This window comes from Micrococcus sp. TCR-5 (assembly GCF_052220525.1).
GTDB lineage: Bacteria > Actinomycetota > Actinomycetes > Actinomycetales > Micrococcaceae > Micrococcus > Micrococcus luteus.
In genome coordinates this window covers 40,570-60,243 of the sequence record NZ_JBQPDO010000002.1, presented here as the reverse complement: position 1 = coordinate 60,243, position 19,674 = coordinate 40,570, and the positions used below count along the sequence as shown (strand labels likewise).

The following is a 19,674-nucleotide window of genomic DNA, read 5'->3' as shown; positions in this document are numbered from 1 at the left end:
GAGGGCCCTGGTCCGGAGCGGCTTCTCCGGGCCAGGGCCCTCGGTGGATGGGTCGGCGTGTCAGAGGGTCTCGGTGGACCCGCCGGCGGCCTGGATCTTCTCCACGGCGGACGAGGAGAAGGCGTTCGCCTTCACCTGCACGGCCGAGGTGATCTCCCCCGTGCCCAGCACCTTCACGGGCTGACCGCGACGGACGAGGCCCTTGGACACGAGCGCGTCCACGGTGACCTCACCGCCCTCGGGGAAGTGCGCGGAGAGCTTGTCCAGGTTCACGACCTGGTACTCCGTGCGGAACGGGTTCTTGAAGCCGCGGAGCTTCGGCAGACGCATCTGCAGGGGCAGCTGGCCGCCCTCGAAGCCCGCACGGACCTGGTAACGGGCCTTGGTGCCCTTGGTGCCGCGACCGGCGGTCTTGCCCTTCGACGCCTCACCGCGACCCACACGGGTCTTGGCGGTCTTGGCACCGGGGGCCGGACGCAGGTCGTGGACCTTGATGGCGTCGTTGTCAGCCATTGTTGACCTCCTCCACGGACACCAGGTGCGGCACGGTGTTGACCATGCCGACCGTCACCGCGTCGGCCTTGCGGGTGACCTGGTGGCCGATCCGCTTCAGGCCCAGCGAGCGCAGGGTGTCCCGATGGTTCTGCTTGGAGCCCGTGACGCCGCGGGTCTGGGTGATGACCAGGGTGGCGTCCGAGGGCTGGATGTTCTTGCGGGTGGGCTCAAACACGGCTCACGCACCTGCCTTCGCGCTCTTCTGGGCGCGATCGTTCTCCATGGTGCGCAGCATCGCATGGGGGGCGATCTCGTCCAGGGCCTTGCCGCGGCGGGCGGCGACGGCCTGGGGCTCTTCCAGCTTCTTGAGGGCGTCCACGGTGCCGCGCACGATGTTGATCGCGTTCACGGAGCCCATGGACTTGGACAGCACGTCGTGGATGCCGGCGCACTCGAGCACGGCGCGCACCGGACCGCCGGCGATCACGCCGGTACCCGGGGAGGCCGGGCGGAGCAGCACGACGCCGGCGGCGTCCTCACCCTGCACCAGGTGCGGGATGGTGGAGCCGACGCGGGGGACGCGGAAGAAGGACTTCTTGGCCTCCTCCACGGCCTTCTGGATCGCAGCGGGGACCTCCTTCGCCTTGCCGTAGCCGACGCCGACGGTGCCGTCGCCGTCACCCACCACCACGAGGGCGGTGAAGGAGAATCGGCGGCCGCCCTTGACGACCTTGGAGACGCGGTTGATGCCCACGACTCGCTCGAGGAACTGGTCCTTCTCGTCGTCCTGGGCGCCACGACGGTTGCGGTCGTCGCGACGGCCGCCACGACGATCGCCGTCACGGCCACCGCGGCCGCCGTCGCGACCGCCGCGGCCACCGGCGGCGCGCTCGGTGGTCTGGCTCGCCGAGCCCGACCCGGTCTCGGAGACGGTGGTCTCGGTGCTCTCGGTCACCTGAGTGTCCTTCTGGTTGATGTTCTCGGTCACAGCTGCAGCCCACCCTCTCGCGCACCGTCGGCCACGGCCGCGACGCGCCCGTGGTACTTGTTGCCGCCGCGGTCGAAGACCACGGCCTCGATGCCGGCCGCCTTGGCACGCTCGGCGACGAGCTCGCCCACGCGCTTGGCCTTGGCCGTCTTGTCACCCTCGAGCGCACGCACGTCGGCCTCCATGGTGGAGGCGTACGCGAGCGTGCGGCTCTGCGTGTCGTCCACGACCTGCACGAACATGTGCCGTGCAGAGCGGTTGACGACGAGGCGGGGACGGACGGTGGTGCCGGAGATCCGCTTGCGCACCCGGAGGTGGCGGCGGGTGCGGGCGTTGAACTTGCCCTTGCCCTTCACCTTCAGAGTAGACATCACTTACCTGCCTTTCCGGCCTTGCGGCGGATCTGCTCGCCCGCGTAGCGCACGCCCTTGCCCTTGTACGGGTCGGGGCGGCGCAGCTTGCGGATGTTGGCGGCGGTCTCGCCGACCTGCTGCTTGTCGATACCGGCGACGGTGACCCGGTTGCCCTCCACCGTGAAGGTGATGCCCTGGGGCGCCTTCACCGGGACAGGGTGGGAGTAGCCCAGGGCGAACTCGAGGTCCTGGCCCTTGGCCTGCACGCGGTAGCCGGTGCCGACGACCTCGAGCTGCTTGGAGAAGCCGTTGGTCACGCCCTCGACCATGTTGCTGATGAGGGTGCGGGTCAGACCGTGCAGGGAGCGGGACTCACGCTCGTCGTCGGGGCGGGCCACGGTGACCTGCCCCTCCTCGAGGGTGGCCGTGATGGGCGTGGGCAGCGAGTGCTCGAGCTGGCCCTTGGGGCCCTTCACGGAGACGCGGTCGCCGTCGATGGTCACATCGACGCCGGCGGGGATGGTGATCGGGAGACGTCCGATTCGAGACATGTCAGTTCAGCCTTTCTTCCGTCTTGCCCGTCACCAGACGTAGGCGAGGACTTCTCCGCCCACGCCCTTCTTGGCGGCCTGCTGGTTCGTGAGGAGACCAGAGGAGGTGGACAGGATGGCGATGCCGAGGCCGCCCAGCACGTGGGGCAGGTTCGTGGACTTCGCGTACACGCGCAGGCCCGGCTTGGAGATGCGGCGCAGGCCGGCGATCGCACGCTCACGCTGCGGGCCGAACTTCAGGTCGATGGTCAGCTTCTTGCCGACCTCGGCCTCCTCCTCGCGCCAGTCCTGGATGTAGCCCTCGGCCTTGAGGATCTCGGCGACGCGAGTCTTCAGCTTCGAGGACGGCATGGACACGGTGTCGTGGTAGGCCGAGTTTGCGTTGCGCAGACGGGTCAGCATGTCTGCGACGGGATCGGTCATGGTCATGTGGGCTTCACGCCCTTTCTCGCCGTGGTTTCCGCCACCGGTTCACCGGTGGAGGACCTGTGGCGTGGAGGTCTTACTGGTCGGTCTTGAACGGGAAGCCCAGCGCCTTCAGCAGCGCGCGGCCCTCGTCGTCGTTCTTGGCGGTCGTCACCACGGTGATGTCCATGCCGCGCACGCGGTCGATCTTGTCCTGATCGATCTCGTGGAACACGGTCTGCTCGGACAGGCCGAAGGTGTAGTTGCCGTTGCCGTCGAACTGGCGGTCGGACAGGCCGCGGAAGTCACGGATGCGCGGCAGCGCGAGCGTGACCAGGCGGTCCAGGAACTCCCACATGCGATCGCCACGGAGGGTGGCGTGGGTGCCGATGGGCATGCCCTCACGCAGCTTGAACTGCGCGATGGACTTGCGGGCCTTGGTGATCATCGGCTTCTGGCCGGTGATGGCGGTGAGGTCGGTGACCGCGCCGTCGATGATCTTGGAGTCCTTGGCGGCCTCGCCGACGCCCATGTTGACGACGACCTTCACAAGGCCCGGCACCTGCATGACGTTCCCGTACTGGAACTGCTCCTGCAGGGCGTCGCGGATCTCCTCGCGGTACTTGGTCTTCAGACGCGGGGTGACCTTCTCGGTCTGCTGCACCTCGGTCATCACAGCTCCTTCCCCGAGGCCTTGGCGAAGCGGACCTTCACGGTCTTGCTCACGCCGTCCTTCTCGACGGTCTCGAAGCGGTAGCCCACACGGGTCGGCTTCTTGGTCTCCGGGTCCACCACGGCCACGTTCGAGATGTGGATCGGGGCCTCGACGACCTGCAGGCCGCCCTCGGTGGAACCGTTGTTGTCCTGACCGGCGCGCAGGTGCTTGGTCACGCGGTTCACGCCCTCGACGAGCACGCGCTCATCCGTCGGGAACACGCGCAGGACCTTGCCCTGCTTGCCCTTGTCCTTGCCACTGATGACCTGGACGAGGTCGTCCTTCTTGATCTTGGCCATGAGATCAGATCACCTCCGGGGCGAGCGACACGATCTTCATGAACTTCTTGTCACGCAGCTCGCGACCCACGGGGCCGAAGATGCGCGTGCCACGGGGCTCGCCGTCGGTCTTCAGGATGACCGCCGCGTTCTCGTCGAACTTGATGTACGAGCCGTCGGGACGGCGGGACTGCTTGCGGGTGCGGACCACCACGGCCTTGACGACGTCGCCCTTCTTGACGTTGCCGCCGGGGATGGCGTCCTTCACGGTGGCGACGATGGTGTCGCCGATGCCTGCGTAGCGGCGTCCGGAACCGCCGAGAACACGGATGGTCAGGATTTCCTTCGCACCGGTGTTGTCGGCGACCTTGAGCCGCGACTCCTGCTGGATCACTTGTCTCTCCTAGCGTCGCGCCGGTTCTCCCCCACGATGGGCGAGCCTTGCGGAACGGTTGAACGGGCATCCCGGGACGCTTACCCCTCCCCCGAGGCGGGCCGCCCGCCGTCGTCCCCCGACGACGCGTGTTCAGACAGCGTCGGGGAGGTCGAGAGCGGAGGGGCGCGCAGGGCAGGGCCGAGGCGGATCCGGGATCGGCGTGCGCGGCCCTCGGCACACAGGATGGATGGTCCTGCCAACGAGAGGGCGCACGAATATCAGAGTCTAACGCACAAGGCCGCCCCGTGCCAGTGCACGGGGCGGCCTTCTGCGTCGCCGGCCCTCAGGGGGCCGGGTCGATCACTTGGCGCGCTCGACGATCTCCACCAGGCGCCACCGCTTGGAGGCGGACAGCGGGCGGGTCTCGGCGATGCGGACGCGGTCGCCCACGCCGGCGGTGTTGTCCTCGTCGTGCGCCTTCACGCGCTTCGAGGTCTTCAGCACCTTGCCGTAGAGCGAGTGCTTCTTGCGGTCCTCGACCTCGACGACGATGGTCTTGTCCATCTTGTCGGAGACGACGATGCCACGGAGGGCCTTGCGGTAGCCGCGCTCCTCGGAGACGGCCGGGGTCTGCTCGGTCACTTGGCAGCCTCCTCGTTCTTCTCGGCCTGCGCCTCGGCGGCGACATCGCCGCGGATGCCCAGCTCGCGCTCGCGCAGGATCGTGTAGATGCGCGCGATGTCACGCTTGACGGCCTTCAGCCGGCTGGCGTTGTCCAGCTGACCGGTGGCGGCCTGGAAGCGCAGGTTGAACAGCTCCTCCTTGGAGGACTTCAGGGCCTCCAGCAGGCGGGCGTTGTCCATCCCGTCCAGGGACTCGACGTTCAGATCCTTGGTGCCGATCGCCATGGGATCACTCACCACCCTCTCGACGGATGATACGGGCCTTCAGCGGCAGCTTGTGGATGGCCAGGCGGAGCGCCTCGCGGGCGACGTCCTCCGTGACACCCGACAGCTCGAAGAGCACGCGTCCGGGCTTGACGTTGGCGACCCACCACTCCGGCGAGCCCTTGCCGGAGCCCATGCGGGTCTCGGCGGGCTTCTTGGTGAGCGGACGGTCCGGGTAGATGTTGATCCAGACCTTGCCGCCACGCTTGATGTAGCGGGTCATGGCGATACGGGCGGCCTCGATCTGACGGTTGGTCACATAGGCCGGCGTGAGCGCCTGGATGCCCCACTCGCCGAACGTCACGGTGGTGCCGCCCTTGGCGGCGCCGGAACGCTTGGGGTGGTGCTGCTTGCGGTGCTTGACGCGACGGGGGATCAGCATCAGGCGTTGCCTCCTTCAGCGGGAGCGGCGGCCGGGGTCTCGGCGCCGGCGCCGGCGTTCTCCTGGCGGGGAGCACGCTCGGCGCGATCGTTGCGACGACGACGCTCACCGCCGCCGCGGCGCTCGCCGCCACGGCCACGGCCGGAGGGCTGCGCGGCCTCCTTGGCCGCGAGCTCCTTGGCGGTCAGGTCGCCCTTGTAGATCCAGACCTTCACGCCGATGCGGCCGAAGGTGGTCTTGGCCTCGAACTTGCCGAAGTCGATGTTCGCGCGGAGGGTGTGCAGCGGCACGCGACCCTCGCGGTAGAACTCCGAGCGGCTCATCTCGGCGCCGCCGAGGCGGCCGGAGCACTGGATGCGGATGCCCTGCGCGCCGGCGCGCATGGCGGACTGGATCGCCTTCTTCATCGCGCGGCGGAACGCCACGCGCGAGGCGAGCTGCTCGGCCACACCCTGCGCCACCAGCTGGGCATCGGTCTCGGGGTTCTTGACCTCGAGGATGTTCAGCTGGATCTGCTTGCCGGTGAGCTTCTCGAGCTCACCGCGGATGCGGTCGGCCTCGGCGCCGCGGCGGCCGATCACGATGCCCGGACGCGCGGTGTGGATGTCCACGCGCACGCGGTCACGGGTGCGCTCGATCTCCACCTTGGAGATGCCGGCGCGCTCCATGCCGGTGGTCATCAGCTCGCGGATCTTGACGTCCTCCTTGAGGAAGTCAGCGTAGCGCTGGCCCTCCTTGTGGGAGTCCGCGAACCAGTGCGAGACGTGGTCGGTGGTGATGCCGAGGCGGAACCCGTTGGGGTTGATCTTCTGGCCCATTGTCAGTTCCCACCCTTCTCGTCCTTGGACGCGACGACCACGGTCACGTGGCTCGTGCGCTTGTTGATGCGGTACGCGCGGCCCTGAGCACGGGGCTGGAACCGCTTCATGGTCGGGCCCTCGTCCACGAAGGCCTCGGTGATGTAGAGGGCGTCCTCGTCGAAGGCCTGGCCCTCGCGGTCCGCCTTGACGCGGGCGTTCGCCACCGCGGAGGCCACCAGCTTGTACACCGGCTCCGAAGCGCCCTGCTGGGCGAACTTCAGGATGGCCAGTGCTTCGGTGGCCTGCTTGCCACGGACCAGGTCGACGACGCGCCGGGCCTTCATCGGCGTCACGCGCAGGTGGCGCGCAATTGCCTTGGCTTCCATTGCTTCTCTCTTTCGATTCTCGAGAAGGTCAAGCGTGCTGTGCCCTCAGGCTCAGCGGCGCTTGCCCTTCTTGTCGTCCTTCACGTGGCCGCGGTAGGTCCGGGTCGGGGCGAACTCGCCCAGCTTGTGACCCACCATGGACTCGGTGACGAACACCGGGACGTGCTTGCGTCCGTCGTGGACCGCGATGGTGTGACCCAGCATGTCCGGGATGATCATCGACCGGCGGGACCAGGTCTTGATGACGTTCTTGCTGCCCTTCTCGTTCTCGGCCAGAACCTTCAGGTAGAGGTGCTGATCGACGAAGGGGCCCTTCTTCAGGCTGCGAGGCATGTCTTCCCTGCTCCCTTATCGCTTGTTCTTGCCGGTACGACGGCGACGCACGATGAGCTTGTCGCTTTCCTTGTTCGGACGACGCGTGCGGCCCTCGGGCTTGCCGTTCCGGTTGACGGGGTGACGACCGCCGGAGGTCTTGCCCTCGCCACCGCCGTGCGGGTGGTCGACCGGGTTCATGACGACGCCGCGGACGGTCGGGCGGACGCCCTTCCAGCGCATGCGGCCGGCCTTGCCCCAGTTGATGTTCGACTGCTCGGCGTTGCCGACCTCGCCGATCGTGGCGCGGCAGCGCACGTCGACGTTGCGGATCTCGCCGGAGGGCAGGCGCAGCTGGGCGTACTTGCCCTCGCGGGCGACCAGCTGCACGGACGCGCCGGCGGAGCGGGCCATCTTGGCGCCGCCGCCGGGGCGCAGCTCCACCGCGTGGATGGTGGTGCCCACGGGGATGTTGCGCATCGGCAGGTTGTTGCCGGGCTTGATGTCGGCATTCGGGCCGGCCTCGATCACGTCGCCCTGCTTCAGCTTGGCCGGGGCCAGGATGTAGCGCTTCGCGCCGTCCGCGTAGTGCAGCAGCGCGATGCGGGCGGTGCGGTTCGGGTCGTACTCGATGTGCGCGACGGTGGCGGGCACGCCGTCCTTGTCGTGGCGACGGAAGTCGACCAGGCGGTACTGGCGCTTGTGGCCGCCGCCCTTGTGACGGGTGGTGATGCGACCGGTGTTGTTGCGGCCGCCGGTCTTGTGCAGCGGACGGAGAAGGGACTTCTCCGGCGTGGACCGGGTGATCTCTGCGAAGTCGGCCACGGACGAGCCACGCAGGCCCGGGGTGGTCGGCTTGTACTTACGGATAGCCATGTGTCAGTTCCTCGATTAAGTGGTCTCCGCACGCCGATCAGGCGAGCGGACCTCCGAAGATGTCGATGGTCCCGTCCTTGAGCGTGACGATGGCACGCTTGGTGGACTTGCGCTGGCCCCACCCGAAGCGGGTGCGACGGCGCTTGCCGGAACGGTTCAGGGTGTTGACCGAGGCCACGTCGACGTTGAAGATGCGCTCCACCGCCTGCTTGATCTCGGACTTGTTGGAGCGCGGGTCGACCAGGAAGGTGTACTTGCCCTCGTCGATCAGACCGTAGCTCTTCTCCGACACGACGGGAGCGATGATCACGTCGCGGGGATCCTTGTTGATGGAGCCGCTCACTGGGCATCCTCCTTCTTGGCGCCGGAAGCCTGGGCCACGTACGCCTCGTAGGCCGCCTGGGTGAACACGACGTCGTCGGAGACGAGCACGTCGTAGGTGTTCAGCTGGTCGGCGTACAGGGTGTGGACCGCGGGCAGGTTGCGGGCGGACAGGGCGGCGACGTCGTCGGCCCGGTCGATCACCAGCAGCACGTTCTTGCGGCCGGTGTTCAGGGACGCGAGGCCCGCCTTGGCGGCCTTGGTGGACGGGGTGGTCCCGGACACGAGGGCCTCGATGACGTGGACGCGGCCGTTGCGGGCGCGGTCCGACAGGGCACCGCGCAGGGCGGCGGCCTTCATCTTCTTGGGGGTGCGCTGCGAGTAGTCACGCGGGGTCGGGCCGTGGACGACGCCACCACCGGTCATGTGCGGGGCGCGGATGGAGCCCTGACGTGCGCGGCCGGTGCCCTTCTGCTTGAACGGCTTGCGACCGGCACCGGACACCTCGCCGCGGCGCTTCGTCTTGTGCGTGCCCTGACGGGCGGCGGCGAGCTGGGCGACGACGACCTGGTGCATGAGCGGCACGTTGGACTGCACGTCGAAGAGCTCGGCGGGCAGATCGACCTGGACGGTCTTCACGGAGTTCTCAGCCATGGTCTCAGGCTCCCTTCACGGCGCTGCGGACGAGCACGACCTGGCCCTTGGAGCCGGGCACCGCGCCCTTGATCAGCAGGAGGTTGTTCTCCACGTCGATGCCGTGGAGGGTCAGGTTCATGGTGGTCTGGCGCACGGCGCCCATGCGACCGGGCATGCGCTGGCCCTTGAACACGCGGCCGGGGGTGGACGCGCCGCCCACGGAGCCGGGCTTGCGGTGGTTCTTGTGCTGGCCGTGCGAGGCGCCCACACCGGCGAAGCCGTGGCGCTTCATGGCGCCGGCGAAGCCCTTGCCCTTGGTGGTGCCCACGACGTCGACCTTCTGGCCGGCCTCGAAGACCTCCACGGTCACGTCCTGGCCGAGCGAGTACTCGGCGGCGTCGGCGGTGCGCAGCTCGACGAGGTGGCGACGCGGGGTCACGCCGGCCTTCTCGAAGTGACCGGCCAGGGGCTTGGTCACGCGGCGGGGATCGATCTGGCCGTAGGCGATCTGCACGGCGGTGTAGCCGTCGGTCTCCTCGGAGCGCAGTTGGGTGACGACGTTCGGGTCTGCCTTGACCACGGTCACGGGGATGAGCTTGTTGTCCTCATCCCAGACCTGGGTCATGCCGAGCTTCGTGCCCAGCAGGCCCTTGATGTTCTGGGTGTTGGTCATAGTCTCTCAGCACCTCCCTCTCAGAGCTTGATCTCGATGTTGACGTCCGCGGGCAGGTCCAGTCGCATGAGCGAGTCGACGGCCTTCGGGGTCGGGTCGATGATGTCGATGAGCCGCTTGTGGGTGCGCATCTCGAAATGCTCGCGGCTGTCCTTGTACTTGTGGGGAGAACGGATAACGCAGTACACGTTCTTCTCCGTCGGCAGCGGCACGGGGCCCACCACCGTCGCGCCTGCGCGCGTGACCGTGTCAACGATCTTGCGGGCCGAGACGTCGATGACCTCGTGGTCGTACGACTTCAGCCGGATGCGGATCTTCTGTCCCGCCATGGCGTCACGCCTCTCTCGTCGGGTGTGCTGTTCCTGTCCCTGTGCGGCGGATCGGGTCCGCCTTCTTGTCCTCCACCCGCGCGGGGCGAATCCGGTCGGACCGGGTTCCTCGCCGCCGCCGGACTCCGGTCCACGCGGTCGGGCGTGTCGCATTCCTGGGAGGGCACACGCCTGCGGTGGGTCGGAGTGGTGACGTCACATCTGGGCCGAGCTGCCGCCGCGAGACACACGACGACAGCGCAATGGCGCTTGAGCAACCGAATCAGTATAGACAGAACCGGGCCCGGTCCGCCAATCGGCGGGCCGGGCCCGACGGCCCCCCGGGCTCAGCGGCCCCACTCGGTGGGCGGGCCGGCGTTGAGCAGCAGGGTGAAGACGACGGCGACCACGGCGACCGCCAGGAGCGCGCTGACCACCGGATGGCGCAGCACCACGACGAGAAGCCGTTCGAGGGGCCCCCGCTCCCCCGGCGCGCGGTCCACGACCTGCCACCGCGACGCCGGCTCGCCGCGCCGCCGCTGGGCCCGCTCGAACGGGACCGTCATGAACGGGACGATCGTCGAACCGAGGCCGAGGAGTCCGCGGGCCACGGGCCACCGCCCATCGATCCACACGGCGACCGTCACCACGAGGTAGCAGAGGAACACGAAGCCGTGGACGCCGCCGGCGATCGGCACCATCCGCTCCGTGACTCCGCCGTACTTGAGGCCCATGGCGATCAGCAGACCGGCCCAGGTGAACATCTCGGCCATCGCCGTGACGGCGAAGAGGCGGCGCGGGCCGGGCAGGCTCATCGCTCCAGCTCCCCGCCGCGGTTCGCGCGCCGGATGCGCCGGGCACGGTCGATCTCGGGACGGAAGGTCCGCAGCGCCCAGCGCACGGCCACGACGGCCACGGCGAGCACCACGATGAGGATGAGCAGTTCAGGCATGCTCCCCAGCCTAGCCGCCGCCGCGCCGTCGTCGGACACGGCGACGCCCCCGCCTCCGGGGGACCCGGAGACGGGGGACCCGGAGACGGGGGCGTCGCGCGTCAGCGGCTCAACGGAGCCACGAGACGGGATGCGTCAGATCACTTGGTGATCTTGGTGACGCGGCCGGAGCCCACGGTGCGGCCACCCTCGCGGATGGCGAAGCCGAGGCCCTCCTCCATGGCGATCGGCTGGATGAGCTCGACCGACATCTCGGTGGTGTCGCCGGGCATGACCATCTCGGTGCCCTCGGGCAGCGTGATGACGCCGGTGACGTCGGTGGTGCGGAAGTAGAACTGCGGGCGGTAGTTCGAGTAGAACGGGTTGTGACGGCCACCCTCGTCCTTGGACAGGATGTAGACGTTCGCCTCGAAGTTGGTGTGCGGGGTGATGGAGCCCGGCTCCACCACGACCTGGCCGCGCTCCACGTCGTCGCGCTTCAGGCCGCGCAGCAGCAGACCGCAGTTCTCGCCGGCCCAGGCCTCGTCGAGCTGCTTGTGGAACATCTCGATGCCGGTGACGGTGGTCTTCTGCACGTCGCGGATGCCGACGATCTCGACCTCGGAGTTGATCTTCAGGGTGCCGCGCTCGGCGCGACCGGTCACCACGGTGCCACGACCGGTGATGGTGAAGACGTCCTCGATCGGCATCAGGAACGGCTTGTCCTTGTCGCGGACCGGGTCCGGGATGAACTCGTCCACGGCCTCCATGAGGTCCTCGACGGACTTGACCCACTGGGGGTCGCCCTCGAGGGCCTTCAGACCGGAGGTGCGGATGACCGGGGCCTCGTCGCCGTCGAAGTCCTGGGAGGACAGCAGCTCGCGGACCTCCATCTCGACGAGCTCGAGGAGCTCCTCGTCCTCGACCATGTCCGACTTGTTCAGGGCCACGAGCAGGGCCGGCACGCCGACCTGGCGGGCCAGGAGCACGTGCTCACGGGTCTGGGCCATCGGGCCGTCGGTGGCGGCGACCACGAGGATCGCGCCGTCCATCTGAGCGGCGCCGGTGATCATGTTCTTGATGTAGTCGGCGTGACCGGGGGCGTCCACGTGGGCGTAGTGACGCTTCTCGGTCTGGTACTCCACGTGGGAGATGTTGATGGTGATGCCGCGCTGACGCTCCTCGGGGGCGGAGTCGATCGTCGCGAAGTCACGGGCCTCGTTCAGGTCCGGGTACTTGTCGTACAGGACCTTCGAGATGGCGGCGGTCAGCGTGGTCTTGCCGTGGTCAACGTGGCCGATGGTGCCGATGTTGACGTGCGGCTTCGTCCGCTCGAACTTTGCCTTTGCCACTAGTTCCTCCTAAGAACTGGTTCATCGTCAAGAAGACTGCTCAGCCGCCTGCGACGTGCTGACAACTTGACTGAGTCTACTCGGATGGTGCGGGGTTGGGGAAATCCCGGCCTCACGAGGGCCAGTCCGGTTCCAGGCCGTCGGGACCGCCGGAAGCGGACCGGACCTGACCCGTCCTGATCGCGGACCGCCGCGCCGGGGAGGGCGGTCCGGTCGCCCCGGGCCGGCCGCGGCTGCGGCGGCCGACCCGGGGCAGGTCGTTCAGAGCAGGTGACCTGCGGTCACTCGCCCTGGGACTTCTGGATGATCTCGTCCGCCACGGCCTTGGGGACCTCGGCGTAGGAGTGGAAGGTCATCGAGTACACCGCGCGGCCCTGCGTCTTGGAGCGCAGGTCGCCGATGTAGCCGAACATCTCCGACAGCGGCACGAGGGCGTTGACCACCTTCACGCCGGTGGCGTCCTCCATGGACTGGATCTGGCCGCGGCGGGAGTTCAGGTCGCCGATGACGTCGCCCATGAACTCCTCGGGGGTGCGGACCTCCACGGCCATCAGCGGCTCGAGGATGATCGGGTTGGCCTTGCGGACACCCTCCTTGAAGGCCTGGGAGCCGGCGATCTTGAACGCCATCTCCGAGGAGTCGACGTCGTGGTACGCGCCGTCGAGCAGGGTGGCCTTCACGCCGACCATCGGGTAGCCGGCCAGCACGCCGAACTGCATGGCGTCCTGGATGCCCGCGTCCACCGAGGGGATGTACTCGCGGGGCACGCGACCGCCGGTGACGGCGTTCTCGAACTCGTAGACCTCGCCCTCGGCGGTGTCCAGGGGCTCGAAGGACAGCTGCACCTTGGCGAACTGGCCGGAGCCGCCGGTCTGCTTCTTGTGCGTGTAGTCGACCTTGTCGACCTTGCGCTTGATGGTCTCGCGGTACGCGACCTGGGGCTTGCCCACGTTGGCCTCGACCTTGAACTCGCGCTTCATACGGTCCACGAACACGTCCAGGTGGAGCTCGCCCATGCCGCCGATCTCGGTCTGGCCGGTCTCCTCGTTGAGGTTCACGCGGAACGTGGGGTCCTCGGCGACGAGCTTCTGGATGGCGGTGGAGAGCTTCTCCTGGTCACCCTTGGTCTTCGGCTCGATGGCCACGGAGATCACGGGCTCCGGGAAGGTCATCGACTCGAGGATGATCGGGTTCGCGGGATCGCACAGGGTGTCGCCCGTGGTGGTGTCCTTGAGGCCGATCACGGCGTAGATGTGGCCGGCGACCACCTCGTCCACCGGGTTCTCCTTGTTGGCGTGCATCTGGAACAGCTTGCCGATGCGCTCCTTCTTGCCCTTGGTGGCGTTGAGGATCTGCGCACCGGACTCCAGGCGGCCGGAGTACACGCGGATGAAGGTCAGCGTGCCGAAGAAGGGGTGCGTGGCGATCTTGAAGGCGAGCGCCGAGAACGGGGCCTCCTTCGACGCCTCGCGCTCCAGCACCTCCTCCTCGTCGTTCACGGCGTGGCCCTTGACGGAGCCGGCGTCCAGCGGGTTCGGCAGGTAGGCGACCACGGCGTCCAGCATCGGCTGCACGCCACGGTTCTTGAACGCGGAGCCGCAGAACACCGGGTAGGCCTCGGCGTTCACGGTCAGCTGGCGCACGCCGGCCTGGATCTCCTCGACGGTGAGCTCCTCGCCCTCGAGGTACTTCTCCATGAGCTCCTCGGAGGTCTCGGCGACGGCCTCGACGAGCTCGTTGCGGTACTCCTCGGCCTTCTCCTGGAGCTCGGCGGGGATCTCGCGGGTCTCATAGGAGGCGCCCATGGTGACGTCGCCCTTGGCGTCGCCCGGCCACACGAAGGCCTTCATGGAGAGCAGGTCGACGACGCCCACGAAGTCGTTCTCGGCGCCGATCGGCAGCTGCATCACGAGCGGACGCGCGCCGAGACGCTTCACGATGGTGTCAACGGTGAAGTAGAAGTCCGCGCCCAGCTTGTCCATCTTGTTGACGAAGCAGATGCGCGGGACATTGTACTTGTCCGCCTGGCGCCACACGGTCTCCGACTGGGGCTCCACGCCCTCCTTGCCGTCGAACACGGCGACGGCGCCGTCGAGCACGCGCAGCGAGCGCTCCACCTCGACCGTGAAGTCCACGTGGCCGGGGGTGTCGATGATGTTGATCTGGTGGTCGTTCCAGAAGCAGGTCACCGCGGCGGAGGTGATGGTGATGCCGCGCTCCTTCTCCTGCTCCATCCAGTCCGTCGTCGCGCCGCCGTCGTGGGTCTCGCCCAGCTTGTGGTTGACACCCGTGTAGAACAGGATGCGCTCGGTGGTGGTGGTCTTGCCGGCATCGATGTGGGCCATGATGCCGATGTTGCGGACCTTGTGCAGGTCGGTCAGCACGTCCTGTGCCACGGTGTCTCCCTTGGTCGGGTGGAATGGGGGGCTCGTGAGGTGGATGCGGTGGGTGGCCCGTCCGAGAGGACGCACCTGCGGCCCGAGGCGCGGATCGCGCGCCCCGGGCCACACGGATCACCAGCGGTAGTGGGCGAAGGCCTTGTTGGCCTCGGCCATCTTGTGGGTGTCCTCGCGACGCTTCACGGCGCCGCCCAGGCCGTTCGAGGCGTCCAGGATCTCGTTCATCAGACGCTCGGTCATGGTCTTCTCACGGCGGGCCTTGGAGAAGCCGACCAGCCAGCGCAGGGCCAGGGCCGTGGAGCGGCCCGGCTTGACCTCGACGGGCACCTGGTAGGTGGCGCCGCCGACGCGGCGGGAGCGCACCTCGAGGGCCGGCTTGATGTTGTCCATGGCCTTCTTGAGGGTGGCCACGGGATCGGCGCCGTTCTTGGCACGGGCGCCCTCGAGCGCGCCGTACACGATGCGCTCGGCGGTGGACTTCTTGCCGTCGACGAGCACCTTGTTGATCAGCTGCGTGACCAGCGGGGAGCCGTAGACGGGATCGACGACGAGGGGGCGCTTCGGCGCAGGACCCTTACGAGGCATTACTTCTTCTCCTTCTTGGCGCCGTAGCGGGAGCGGGCCTGGCCGCGGTTCTTCACGCCCTGGGTGTCGAGGGCGCCGCGCACGATCTTGTAGCGCACGCCGGGCAGGTCCTTCACACGACCGCCGCGGACGAGCACGATCGAATGCTCCTGCAGGTTGTGGCCCTCGCCGGGGATGTAGGCCGTGACCTCGATGCCGCCGTTCAGGCGCACACGGGCGACCTTGCGCAGCGCCGAGTTCGGCTTCTTGGGCGTGGTGGTGTACACACGGGTGCACACGCCACGACGCATGGGGTTCCCCTGCAGGGCAGGGGCCTTCGTATTGACGACCTTGGGTGAGCGGCCCTTGCGGACCAGCTGCTGAATCGTAGGCACTCTTCAGCCTTCCTGTGTTTCGGTGATCGCTGACGTGATCGACCGGCGCCCGGGGCGCCGGCTGCTCGTTCCTCTGCTCTGCCTCTCCCTGTGGGGGCTCGCAACGAGCAGACGTCCGCAGGCGTGCAAAAGTGTGGCATCTGCCGCGCAATGACCCCGCGACCCGGACAGCGTCCAATTTGCCACACGAAAAACAATCCTTGACAGCATAGCACGCCCCGGCGCCGTCGACGAGCCGGCCCCGCACGCCAAAGGGCCCGCCGCTCCCCCGCGTGAGCGGCGGAACGGCGGGCCCCTGGGGACGCGGATCAGGCGCGGAAGTCGCCCCCGCGGTCGTAGTCGTCCAGCGAGACGGCGTGGAAGTCGTTCTCGCCGAGCGACTGGTCCAGGCCCGGGTAGTCGAAGTCCGCGAAGCCGGCCGGCGAGGCGAACAGGTTGGCCTTCGCCTCCTCCGTCGGCTCCACGACGGTCTTCGTGTAGCGGTCCAGGCCCGTGCCGGCCGGGATCAGCTTGCCGATGATCACGTTCTCCTTCAGGCCCAGCAGCGGGTCGGACTTGCCCTCCATGGCCGCCTGCGTCAGGACGCGGGTCGTCTCCTGGAAGGACGCGGCCGACAGCCACGAGTCCGTGGCCAGCGAGGCCTTCGTGATGCCCATCAGCTCGTCGCGGCCGGAGGCCGGCTGGCGGCCCTCGGCGACGGCGGCGCGGTTGGCGGCCACGAAGCGCGACCGGTCCGTGAGCTCACCCGGCAGCAGGTCGGTGTCACCGGACTCGATGACGGTGATGCGACGCAGCATCTGCCGGACGATGACCTCCACGTGCTTGTCGTGGATGCCCACGCCCTGGGACTGGTACACGTTCTGCACCTCGTCCACGAGGAACCGCTGCGCGGCCCGCGGGCCGAGCACGCGCAGGACCTGCTTCGGGTCCACGGCGCCGGCCACGAGCTGCGTGCCCACCGGCACGTGCTCGCCGTCGGCCACGAGGATGCGCGCACGGCGCAGCACCGGGTAGGCGATCTCCTCGGAGCCGTCGTCCGGCGTGAGCAGCAGGCGCACGGACGTCTCGGTGTCCTCGATGGTCACGCGGCCGGCGACCTCGGAGATCGGGGCCACGCCCTTCGGGGTGCGGGCCTCGAAGAGCTCCTGGATGCGGGGCAGACCCTGCGTGATGTCGTCGGCCGAGGCCACACCGCCGGTGTGGAACGTGCGCATGGTGAGCTGGGTGCCCGGCTCACCGATCGACTGGGCCGCGATGATGCCGACGGCCTCGCCGATGTCCACCAGCTGGCCGGTGGCCATGGAGCGGCCGTAGCACTTCGCGCAGGTGCCCACGGCGGACTCGCAGGTCAGGACCGAGCGGACCTTGATCTCCGTGACGCCGGCGGCCACCAGCTCGCCGATCAGCACGTCGCCCACGTCCGCACCGGCCGAGGCCAGCACCGTGCCGTCCTCGCCCGTGACGTCCTGGGCCAGCGTGCGGGCGAAGGCCGAGTTCTCGACCTGCTCGTGGGCCACCAGCTCGCCGTCGGCGTTCGGGGCGGCGATCGTGACGGACAGGCCGCGCTCGGTGCCGCAGTCGTCCTCGCGGACGATGACGTCCTGGGACACATCGACGAGACGACGGGTCAGGTAGCCCGAGTTCGCGGTCTTCAGCGCGGTGTCCGCGAGGCCCTTGCGGGCGCCGTGGGTGGCGGAGAAGTACTCGAGCACGGACAGGCCCTCGCGGTACGAGGACTTGATCGGACGCGGGATGATCTCACCCTTCGGGTTGGCCACGAGGCCGCGGATGCCCGCGATCTGGCGCACCTGGAGCCAGTTGCCTCGCGCACCGGAGGACACCATGCGGTTGATGGTGTTGAGCTCCGGCAGGCCGTCCTTCATGGCCGCGGCGACCTCGTCGGTGGCCTTGTTCCAGATGTCGATCAGCTCGGAGCGACGCTCGTCGTCCGCGATCAGGCCCTTGTCGTACTGCTGCTGCACGCGCTGGGCCTGCTCCTCGTAGCCCTCCATGATGGCGGCCTTGTCGAAGTCGGAGGTGATGTCCGAGATCGCCACGGTCACACCCGACCAGGTGCCCCAGTGGAAGCCGGCGTCCTTGAGGTTGTCCAGCGTCTGCGCGGTGACGACCATCGGGTAGCGCTCGGCCAGGTCGTTGACCAGCTGACCGAGGGTGCCCTTGGTCGCCTGCTTGTCCAGCCACGGGTAGTCGTCCGGCAGCAGCTCGTTGAACAGCACCTTGCCCAGGGTGGTCTCGATGAGGGCGATCTCGCCCTCGGACCAGCCCTCGGGGGCCGGCACGTCCGCCGACGGCACGAAGCCCTCGACGCCGATCCGTGCGGGCGCGTTCAGATGCAGGTCGCCGCCGTCGAACGCCATGATGGCCTCGCCGACGGTCGCGTACAGGTTGCCCGCGCCGACCTCGTCCGGACGCACCGTGGTGAGGTGGTTCAGTCCGATGATCATGTCCTGGGCCGGCACGGCGACCGCGCGGCCGTCCGAGGGCTTCAGGATGTTGTGGCTCGAGAGCATGAGCAGGCGCGCCTCGGCCTGGGCCTCCGGCGACAGGGGCAGGTGGACCGCCATCTGGTCGCCGTCGAAGTCCGCGTTGAACGCGGAGCAGACCAGCGGGTGCAGCTGCAGGGCCTTGCCTTCCACGAGCTGCGGCTCGAAGGCCTGGATGCCCAGACGGTGCAGGGTGGGGGCGCGGTTCAGCAGGACCGGGTGCTCGGTGATGACCTCCTCGAGCACGTCCCAGACCTGCGGACGGAAGCGCTCCACCATGCGCTTGGCGGACTTGATGTTCTGCGCGTGGTTCAGGTCCACGAGACGCTTCATCACGAACGGCTTGAACAGCTCCAGCGCCATCTGCTTCGGCAGGCCGCACTGGTGCAGCTTGAGCTGGGGACCCACCACGATGACCGAGCGGCCCGAGTAGTCCACGCGCTTGCCGAGCAGGTTCTGACGGAACCGGCCCTGCTTGCCCTTGAGCATGTCGGAGAGCGACTTGAGCGGGCGGTTGCCCGGGCCGGTCACCGGCCGGCCGCGGCGGCCGTTGTCGAACAGCGAGTCCACGGCCTCCTGCAGCATGCGCTTCTCGTTGTTGACGATGATCTCGGGCGCGCCGAGGTCGAGCAGCCGCTTCAGGCGGTTGTTACGGTTGATCACGCGACGGTACAGGTCGTTGAGGTCGGAGGTCGCGAAGCGGCCGCCGTCCAGCTGCACCATCGGACGCAGCTCCGGCGGGATCACCGGGACGGCGTCCAGGACCATGCCCTCGGGCGAGTTGTCCGTGGTCATGAACGCGTTGACGACCTTCAGGCGCTTCAGGGCACGGGTCTTGCGCTGGCCCTTGCCCGTCTTGATGGTCTCACGCAGCATCTCGGACTCGGCCTCGAGGTCGAAGGTCTGCAGGCGACGCTGGATCGCCTCCGCGCCCATCGAGCCCTCGAAGTACTGGCCGTACTTGTCCCGCATGGCCCGGTACAGGCCCTCGTCACCCTCGAGGTCGGCGACCTTGAGGTTCTTGAAGCGGTCCCAGACCTGCTCCTTGCGGTCCAGCTCCGCGTCCGCGCGCTTGCGGATCTGCGCCATGGTCTTGTCCGCGGCGTCGCGGGCCTTCTTCTTCTCGGCGGCCTTGGCGCCCTCGGACTCCAGCTTGGCCAGGTCCTTCTCGAGGTCGGCGGCCACCGCGGCGATGTCGGAGTCACGCTGGTCGGCCAGGACACGGGTCTCCTGGTCGTACTCGGCCTGGAGGTTGGCCAGGTCGCGGTGCCGGGCCTCCTCGTCCACCGAGGTGATCATGTACGCCGCGAAGTAGATGACCTTCTCGAGGTCCTTCGGCGCCAGGTCCAGCAGGTAGCCCAGGCGCGAGGGCACGCCCTTGAAGTACCAGATGTGGGTGACCGGCGCAGCCAGCTCGATGTGGCCCATGCGGTCGCGGCGCACCTTCGAGCGGGTCACCTCGACGCCGCAGCGCTCGCAGATGATGCCCTTGAAGCGCACGCGCTTGTACTTGCCGCACGCGCACTCCCAGTCACGGGTGGGGCCGAAGATCTTCTCGCAGAAGAGTCCGTCCTTCTCCGGCTTCAGGGTGCGGTAGTTGATGGTCTCCGGCTTCTTGACCTCGCCGTAGGACCAGCGGCGGATGTCCTCCGCCGTGGCCAGGCCGATGCGCATCAGGCCGAAAGAGTTGTCAGTGGACATGCTGTTCACGCTCATGCTCCGGTGAA

Annotated in this window: 27 protein-coding genes; all 27 read right to left on the bottom strand. The window is 68.3% G+C overall.

Features of this window, described 5'->3' with window-relative positions; genetic code table 11:
* Positions 1 to 60: 60 nt before the first annotated feature.
* The 27 genes from rplO to ACTSKS_RS01895 all read right to left on the bottom strand — a co-directional run bounded on the left by rplO (position 61) and on the right by ACTSKS_RS01895 (position 19,648).
* Entirely contained in the window at positions 61 to 513 is a 453-nt protein-coding gene (gene rplO / locus ACTSKS_RS02025) for a 50S ribosomal protein L15 (RefSeq protein WP_036317776.1), read from the bottom strand.
* Complete coding sequence (rpmD, locus tag ACTSKS_RS02020; protein WP_002857502.1) at positions 506 to 730, bottom strand: 50S ribosomal protein L30; 225 nt, start codon at positions 728 to 730, stop codon at positions 506 to 508. The genes rplO and rpmD overlap by 8 nt, the downstream gene beginning before the upstream one ends.
* 3 nt (positions 731 to 733) lie before the next feature.
* Positions 734 to 1,483 carry a 30S ribosomal protein S5 gene (gene rpsE / locus ACTSKS_RS02015; RefSeq protein WP_036337953.1) on the bottom strand — a complete coding sequence of 250 codons (750 nt, stop codon included), beginning with the start codon at positions 1,481 to 1,483 and terminating at the stop codon, positions 734 to 736.
* Complete coding sequence (gene rplR, locus ACTSKS_RS02010) at positions 1,480 to 1,854, bottom strand: 50S ribosomal protein L18 (protein ID WP_002857498.1); 375 nt, start codon at positions 1,852 to 1,854, stop codon at positions 1,480 to 1,482. Before rplR ends, rpsE begins: the two co-directional genes overlap by 4 nt.
* Positions 1,854 to 2,387, bottom strand: coding sequence for a 50S ribosomal protein L6 (gene rplF / locus ACTSKS_RS02005; protein ID WP_002857496.1), 534 nt, complete (start codon positions 2,385 to 2,387; stop codon positions 1,854 to 1,856). The genes rplR and rplF overlap by 1 nt, the downstream gene beginning before the upstream one ends.
* A gap of 30 nt (positions 2,388 to 2,417) precedes the next feature.
* Positions 2,418 to 2,816, bottom strand: a complete 399-nt coding sequence (rpsH, locus tag ACTSKS_RS02000) for a 30S ribosomal protein S8 (protein WP_002857494.1) — start codon at positions 2,814 to 2,816, stop codon at positions 2,418 to 2,420.
* A 73-nt stretch (positions 2,817 to 2,889) separates the two neighbouring features.
* Complete coding sequence (gene rplE, locus ACTSKS_RS01995; RefSeq protein ID WP_036337950.1) at positions 2,890 to 3,465, bottom strand: 50S ribosomal protein L5; 576 nt, start codon at positions 3,463 to 3,465, stop codon at positions 2,890 to 2,892.
* Positions 3,465 to 3,806 (bottom strand): 50S ribosomal protein L24, encoded by a 342-nt coding sequence (gene rplX, locus ACTSKS_RS01990; protein ID WP_002857489.1) that lies wholly within the window; start codon positions 3,804 to 3,806, stop codon positions 3,465 to 3,467. The genes rplE and rplX overlap by 1 nt, the downstream gene beginning before the upstream one ends.
* A 4-nt stretch (positions 3,807 to 3,810) precedes the next feature.
* A complete protein-coding gene (gene rplN / locus ACTSKS_RS01985) occupies positions 3,811 to 4,179 on the bottom strand; it encodes a 50S ribosomal protein L14 (RefSeq protein WP_002857487.1) in 369 nt (122 codons plus the stop codon).
* A gap of 342 nt (positions 4,180 to 4,521) precedes the next feature.
* Complete coding sequence (gene rpsQ / locus ACTSKS_RS01980; protein WP_141842839.1) at positions 4,522 to 4,803, bottom strand: 30S ribosomal protein S17; 282 nt, start codon at positions 4,801 to 4,803, stop codon at positions 4,522 to 4,524.
* Positions 4,800 to 5,069, bottom strand: coding sequence for a 50S ribosomal protein L29 (gene rpmC, locus ACTSKS_RS01975; protein WP_036317766.1), 270 nt, complete (start codon positions 5,067 to 5,069; stop codon positions 4,800 to 4,802). Before rpmC ends, rpsQ begins: the two co-directional genes overlap by 4 nt.
* Before the next feature lie 4 nt (positions 5,070 to 5,073).
* Positions 5,074 to 5,490 (bottom strand): 50S ribosomal protein L16, encoded by a 417-nt coding sequence (rplP, locus tag ACTSKS_RS01970; RefSeq protein ID WP_036317764.1) that lies wholly within the window; start codon positions 5,488 to 5,490, stop codon positions 5,074 to 5,076.
* Positions 5,490 to 6,308 (bottom strand): 30S ribosomal protein S3, encoded by an 819-nt coding sequence (gene rpsC, locus ACTSKS_RS01965; RefSeq protein WP_002857479.1) that lies wholly within the window; start codon positions 6,306 to 6,308, stop codon positions 5,490 to 5,492. The genes rplP and rpsC overlap by 1 nt, the downstream gene beginning before the upstream one ends.
* Positions 6,309 to 6,310: 2 nt before the next feature.
* Entirely contained in the window at positions 6,311 to 6,676 is a 366-nt protein-coding gene (rplV, locus tag ACTSKS_RS01960) for a 50S ribosomal protein L22 (RefSeq protein WP_017487837.1), read from the bottom strand.
* 51 nt (positions 6,677 to 6,727) lie between these two features.
* Positions 6,728 to 7,009 (bottom strand): 30S ribosomal protein S19, encoded by a 282-nt coding sequence (gene rpsS, locus ACTSKS_RS01955; RefSeq protein WP_002857475.1) that lies wholly within the window; start codon positions 7,007 to 7,009, stop codon positions 6,728 to 6,730.
* 15 nt (positions 7,010 to 7,024) lie between these two features.
* On the bottom strand, positions 7,025 to 7,864 hold the full coding sequence (rplB, locus tag ACTSKS_RS01950; protein WP_442927238.1) for a 50S ribosomal protein L2: 840 nt from the start codon (positions 7,862 to 7,864) through the stop codon (positions 7,025 to 7,027).
* Positions 7,865 to 7,901: 37 nt separating this feature from the next.
* Positions 7,902 to 8,207 (bottom strand): 50S ribosomal protein L23, encoded by a 306-nt coding sequence (rplW, locus tag ACTSKS_RS01945; protein ID WP_002857471.1) that lies wholly within the window; start codon positions 8,205 to 8,207, stop codon positions 7,902 to 7,904.
* Positions 8,204 to 8,839: a 50S ribosomal protein L4 gene (gene rplD, locus ACTSKS_RS01940; protein WP_041103272.1), complete on the bottom strand. Its 636-nt coding sequence runs from the start codon at positions 8,837 to 8,839 to the stop codon at positions 8,204 to 8,206. The genes rplW and rplD overlap by 4 nt, the downstream gene beginning before the upstream one ends.
* Before the next feature lie 4 nt (positions 8,840 to 8,843).
* Positions 8,844 to 9,494, bottom strand: a complete 651-nt coding sequence (gene rplC, locus ACTSKS_RS01935) for a 50S ribosomal protein L3 (RefSeq protein WP_036317759.1) — start codon at positions 9,492 to 9,494, stop codon at positions 8,844 to 8,846.
* Between the two features lie 20 nt (positions 9,495 to 9,514).
* Complete coding sequence (gene rpsJ / locus ACTSKS_RS01930) at positions 9,515 to 9,823, bottom strand: 30S ribosomal protein S10 (protein WP_002857463.1); 309 nt, start codon at positions 9,821 to 9,823, stop codon at positions 9,515 to 9,517.
* A 326-nt stretch (positions 9,824 to 10,149) separates the two neighbouring features.
* Positions 10,150 to 10,617 carry a DUF3817 domain-containing protein gene (locus ACTSKS_RS01925; RefSeq protein WP_041103558.1) on the bottom strand — a complete coding sequence of 156 codons (468 nt, stop codon included), beginning with the start codon at positions 10,615 to 10,617 and terminating at the stop codon, positions 10,150 to 10,152.
* A complete protein-coding gene (locus tag ACTSKS_RS01920) occupies positions 10,614 to 10,754 on the bottom strand; it encodes a hypothetical protein (protein ID WP_162833779.1) in 141 nt (46 codons plus the stop codon). Before ACTSKS_RS01920 ends, ACTSKS_RS01925 begins: the two co-directional genes overlap by 4 nt.
* A gap of 140 nt (positions 10,755 to 10,894) precedes the next feature.
* Entirely contained in the window at positions 10,895 to 12,085 is a 1,191-nt protein-coding gene (gene tuf, locus ACTSKS_RS01915; RefSeq protein WP_036317754.1) for an elongation factor Tu, read from the bottom strand.
* Between the two features lie 281 nt (positions 12,086 to 12,366).
* Positions 12,367 to 14,481, bottom strand: a complete 2,115-nt coding sequence (gene fusA / locus ACTSKS_RS01910; RefSeq protein WP_036381535.1) for an elongation factor G — start codon at positions 14,479 to 14,481, stop codon at positions 12,367 to 12,369.
* Between the two features lie 117 nt (positions 14,482 to 14,598).
* Entirely contained in the window at positions 14,599 to 15,069 is a 471-nt protein-coding gene (gene rpsG, locus ACTSKS_RS01905; protein WP_010080379.1) for a 30S ribosomal protein S7, read from the bottom strand.
* On the bottom strand, positions 15,069 to 15,443 hold the full coding sequence (gene rpsL, locus ACTSKS_RS01900; RefSeq protein ID WP_002854787.1) for a 30S ribosomal protein S12: 375 nt from the start codon (positions 15,441 to 15,443) through the stop codon (positions 15,069 to 15,071). The genes rpsG and rpsL overlap by 1 nt, the downstream gene beginning before the upstream one ends.
* A gap of 308 nt (positions 15,444 to 15,751) precedes the next feature.
* Positions 15,752 to 19,648, bottom strand: a complete 3,897-nt coding sequence (locus ACTSKS_RS01895) for a DNA-directed RNA polymerase subunit beta' (RefSeq protein ID WP_036381533.1) — start codon at positions 19,646 to 19,648, stop codon at positions 15,752 to 15,754.
* Positions 19,649 to 19,674: the final 26 nt, after the last annotated feature.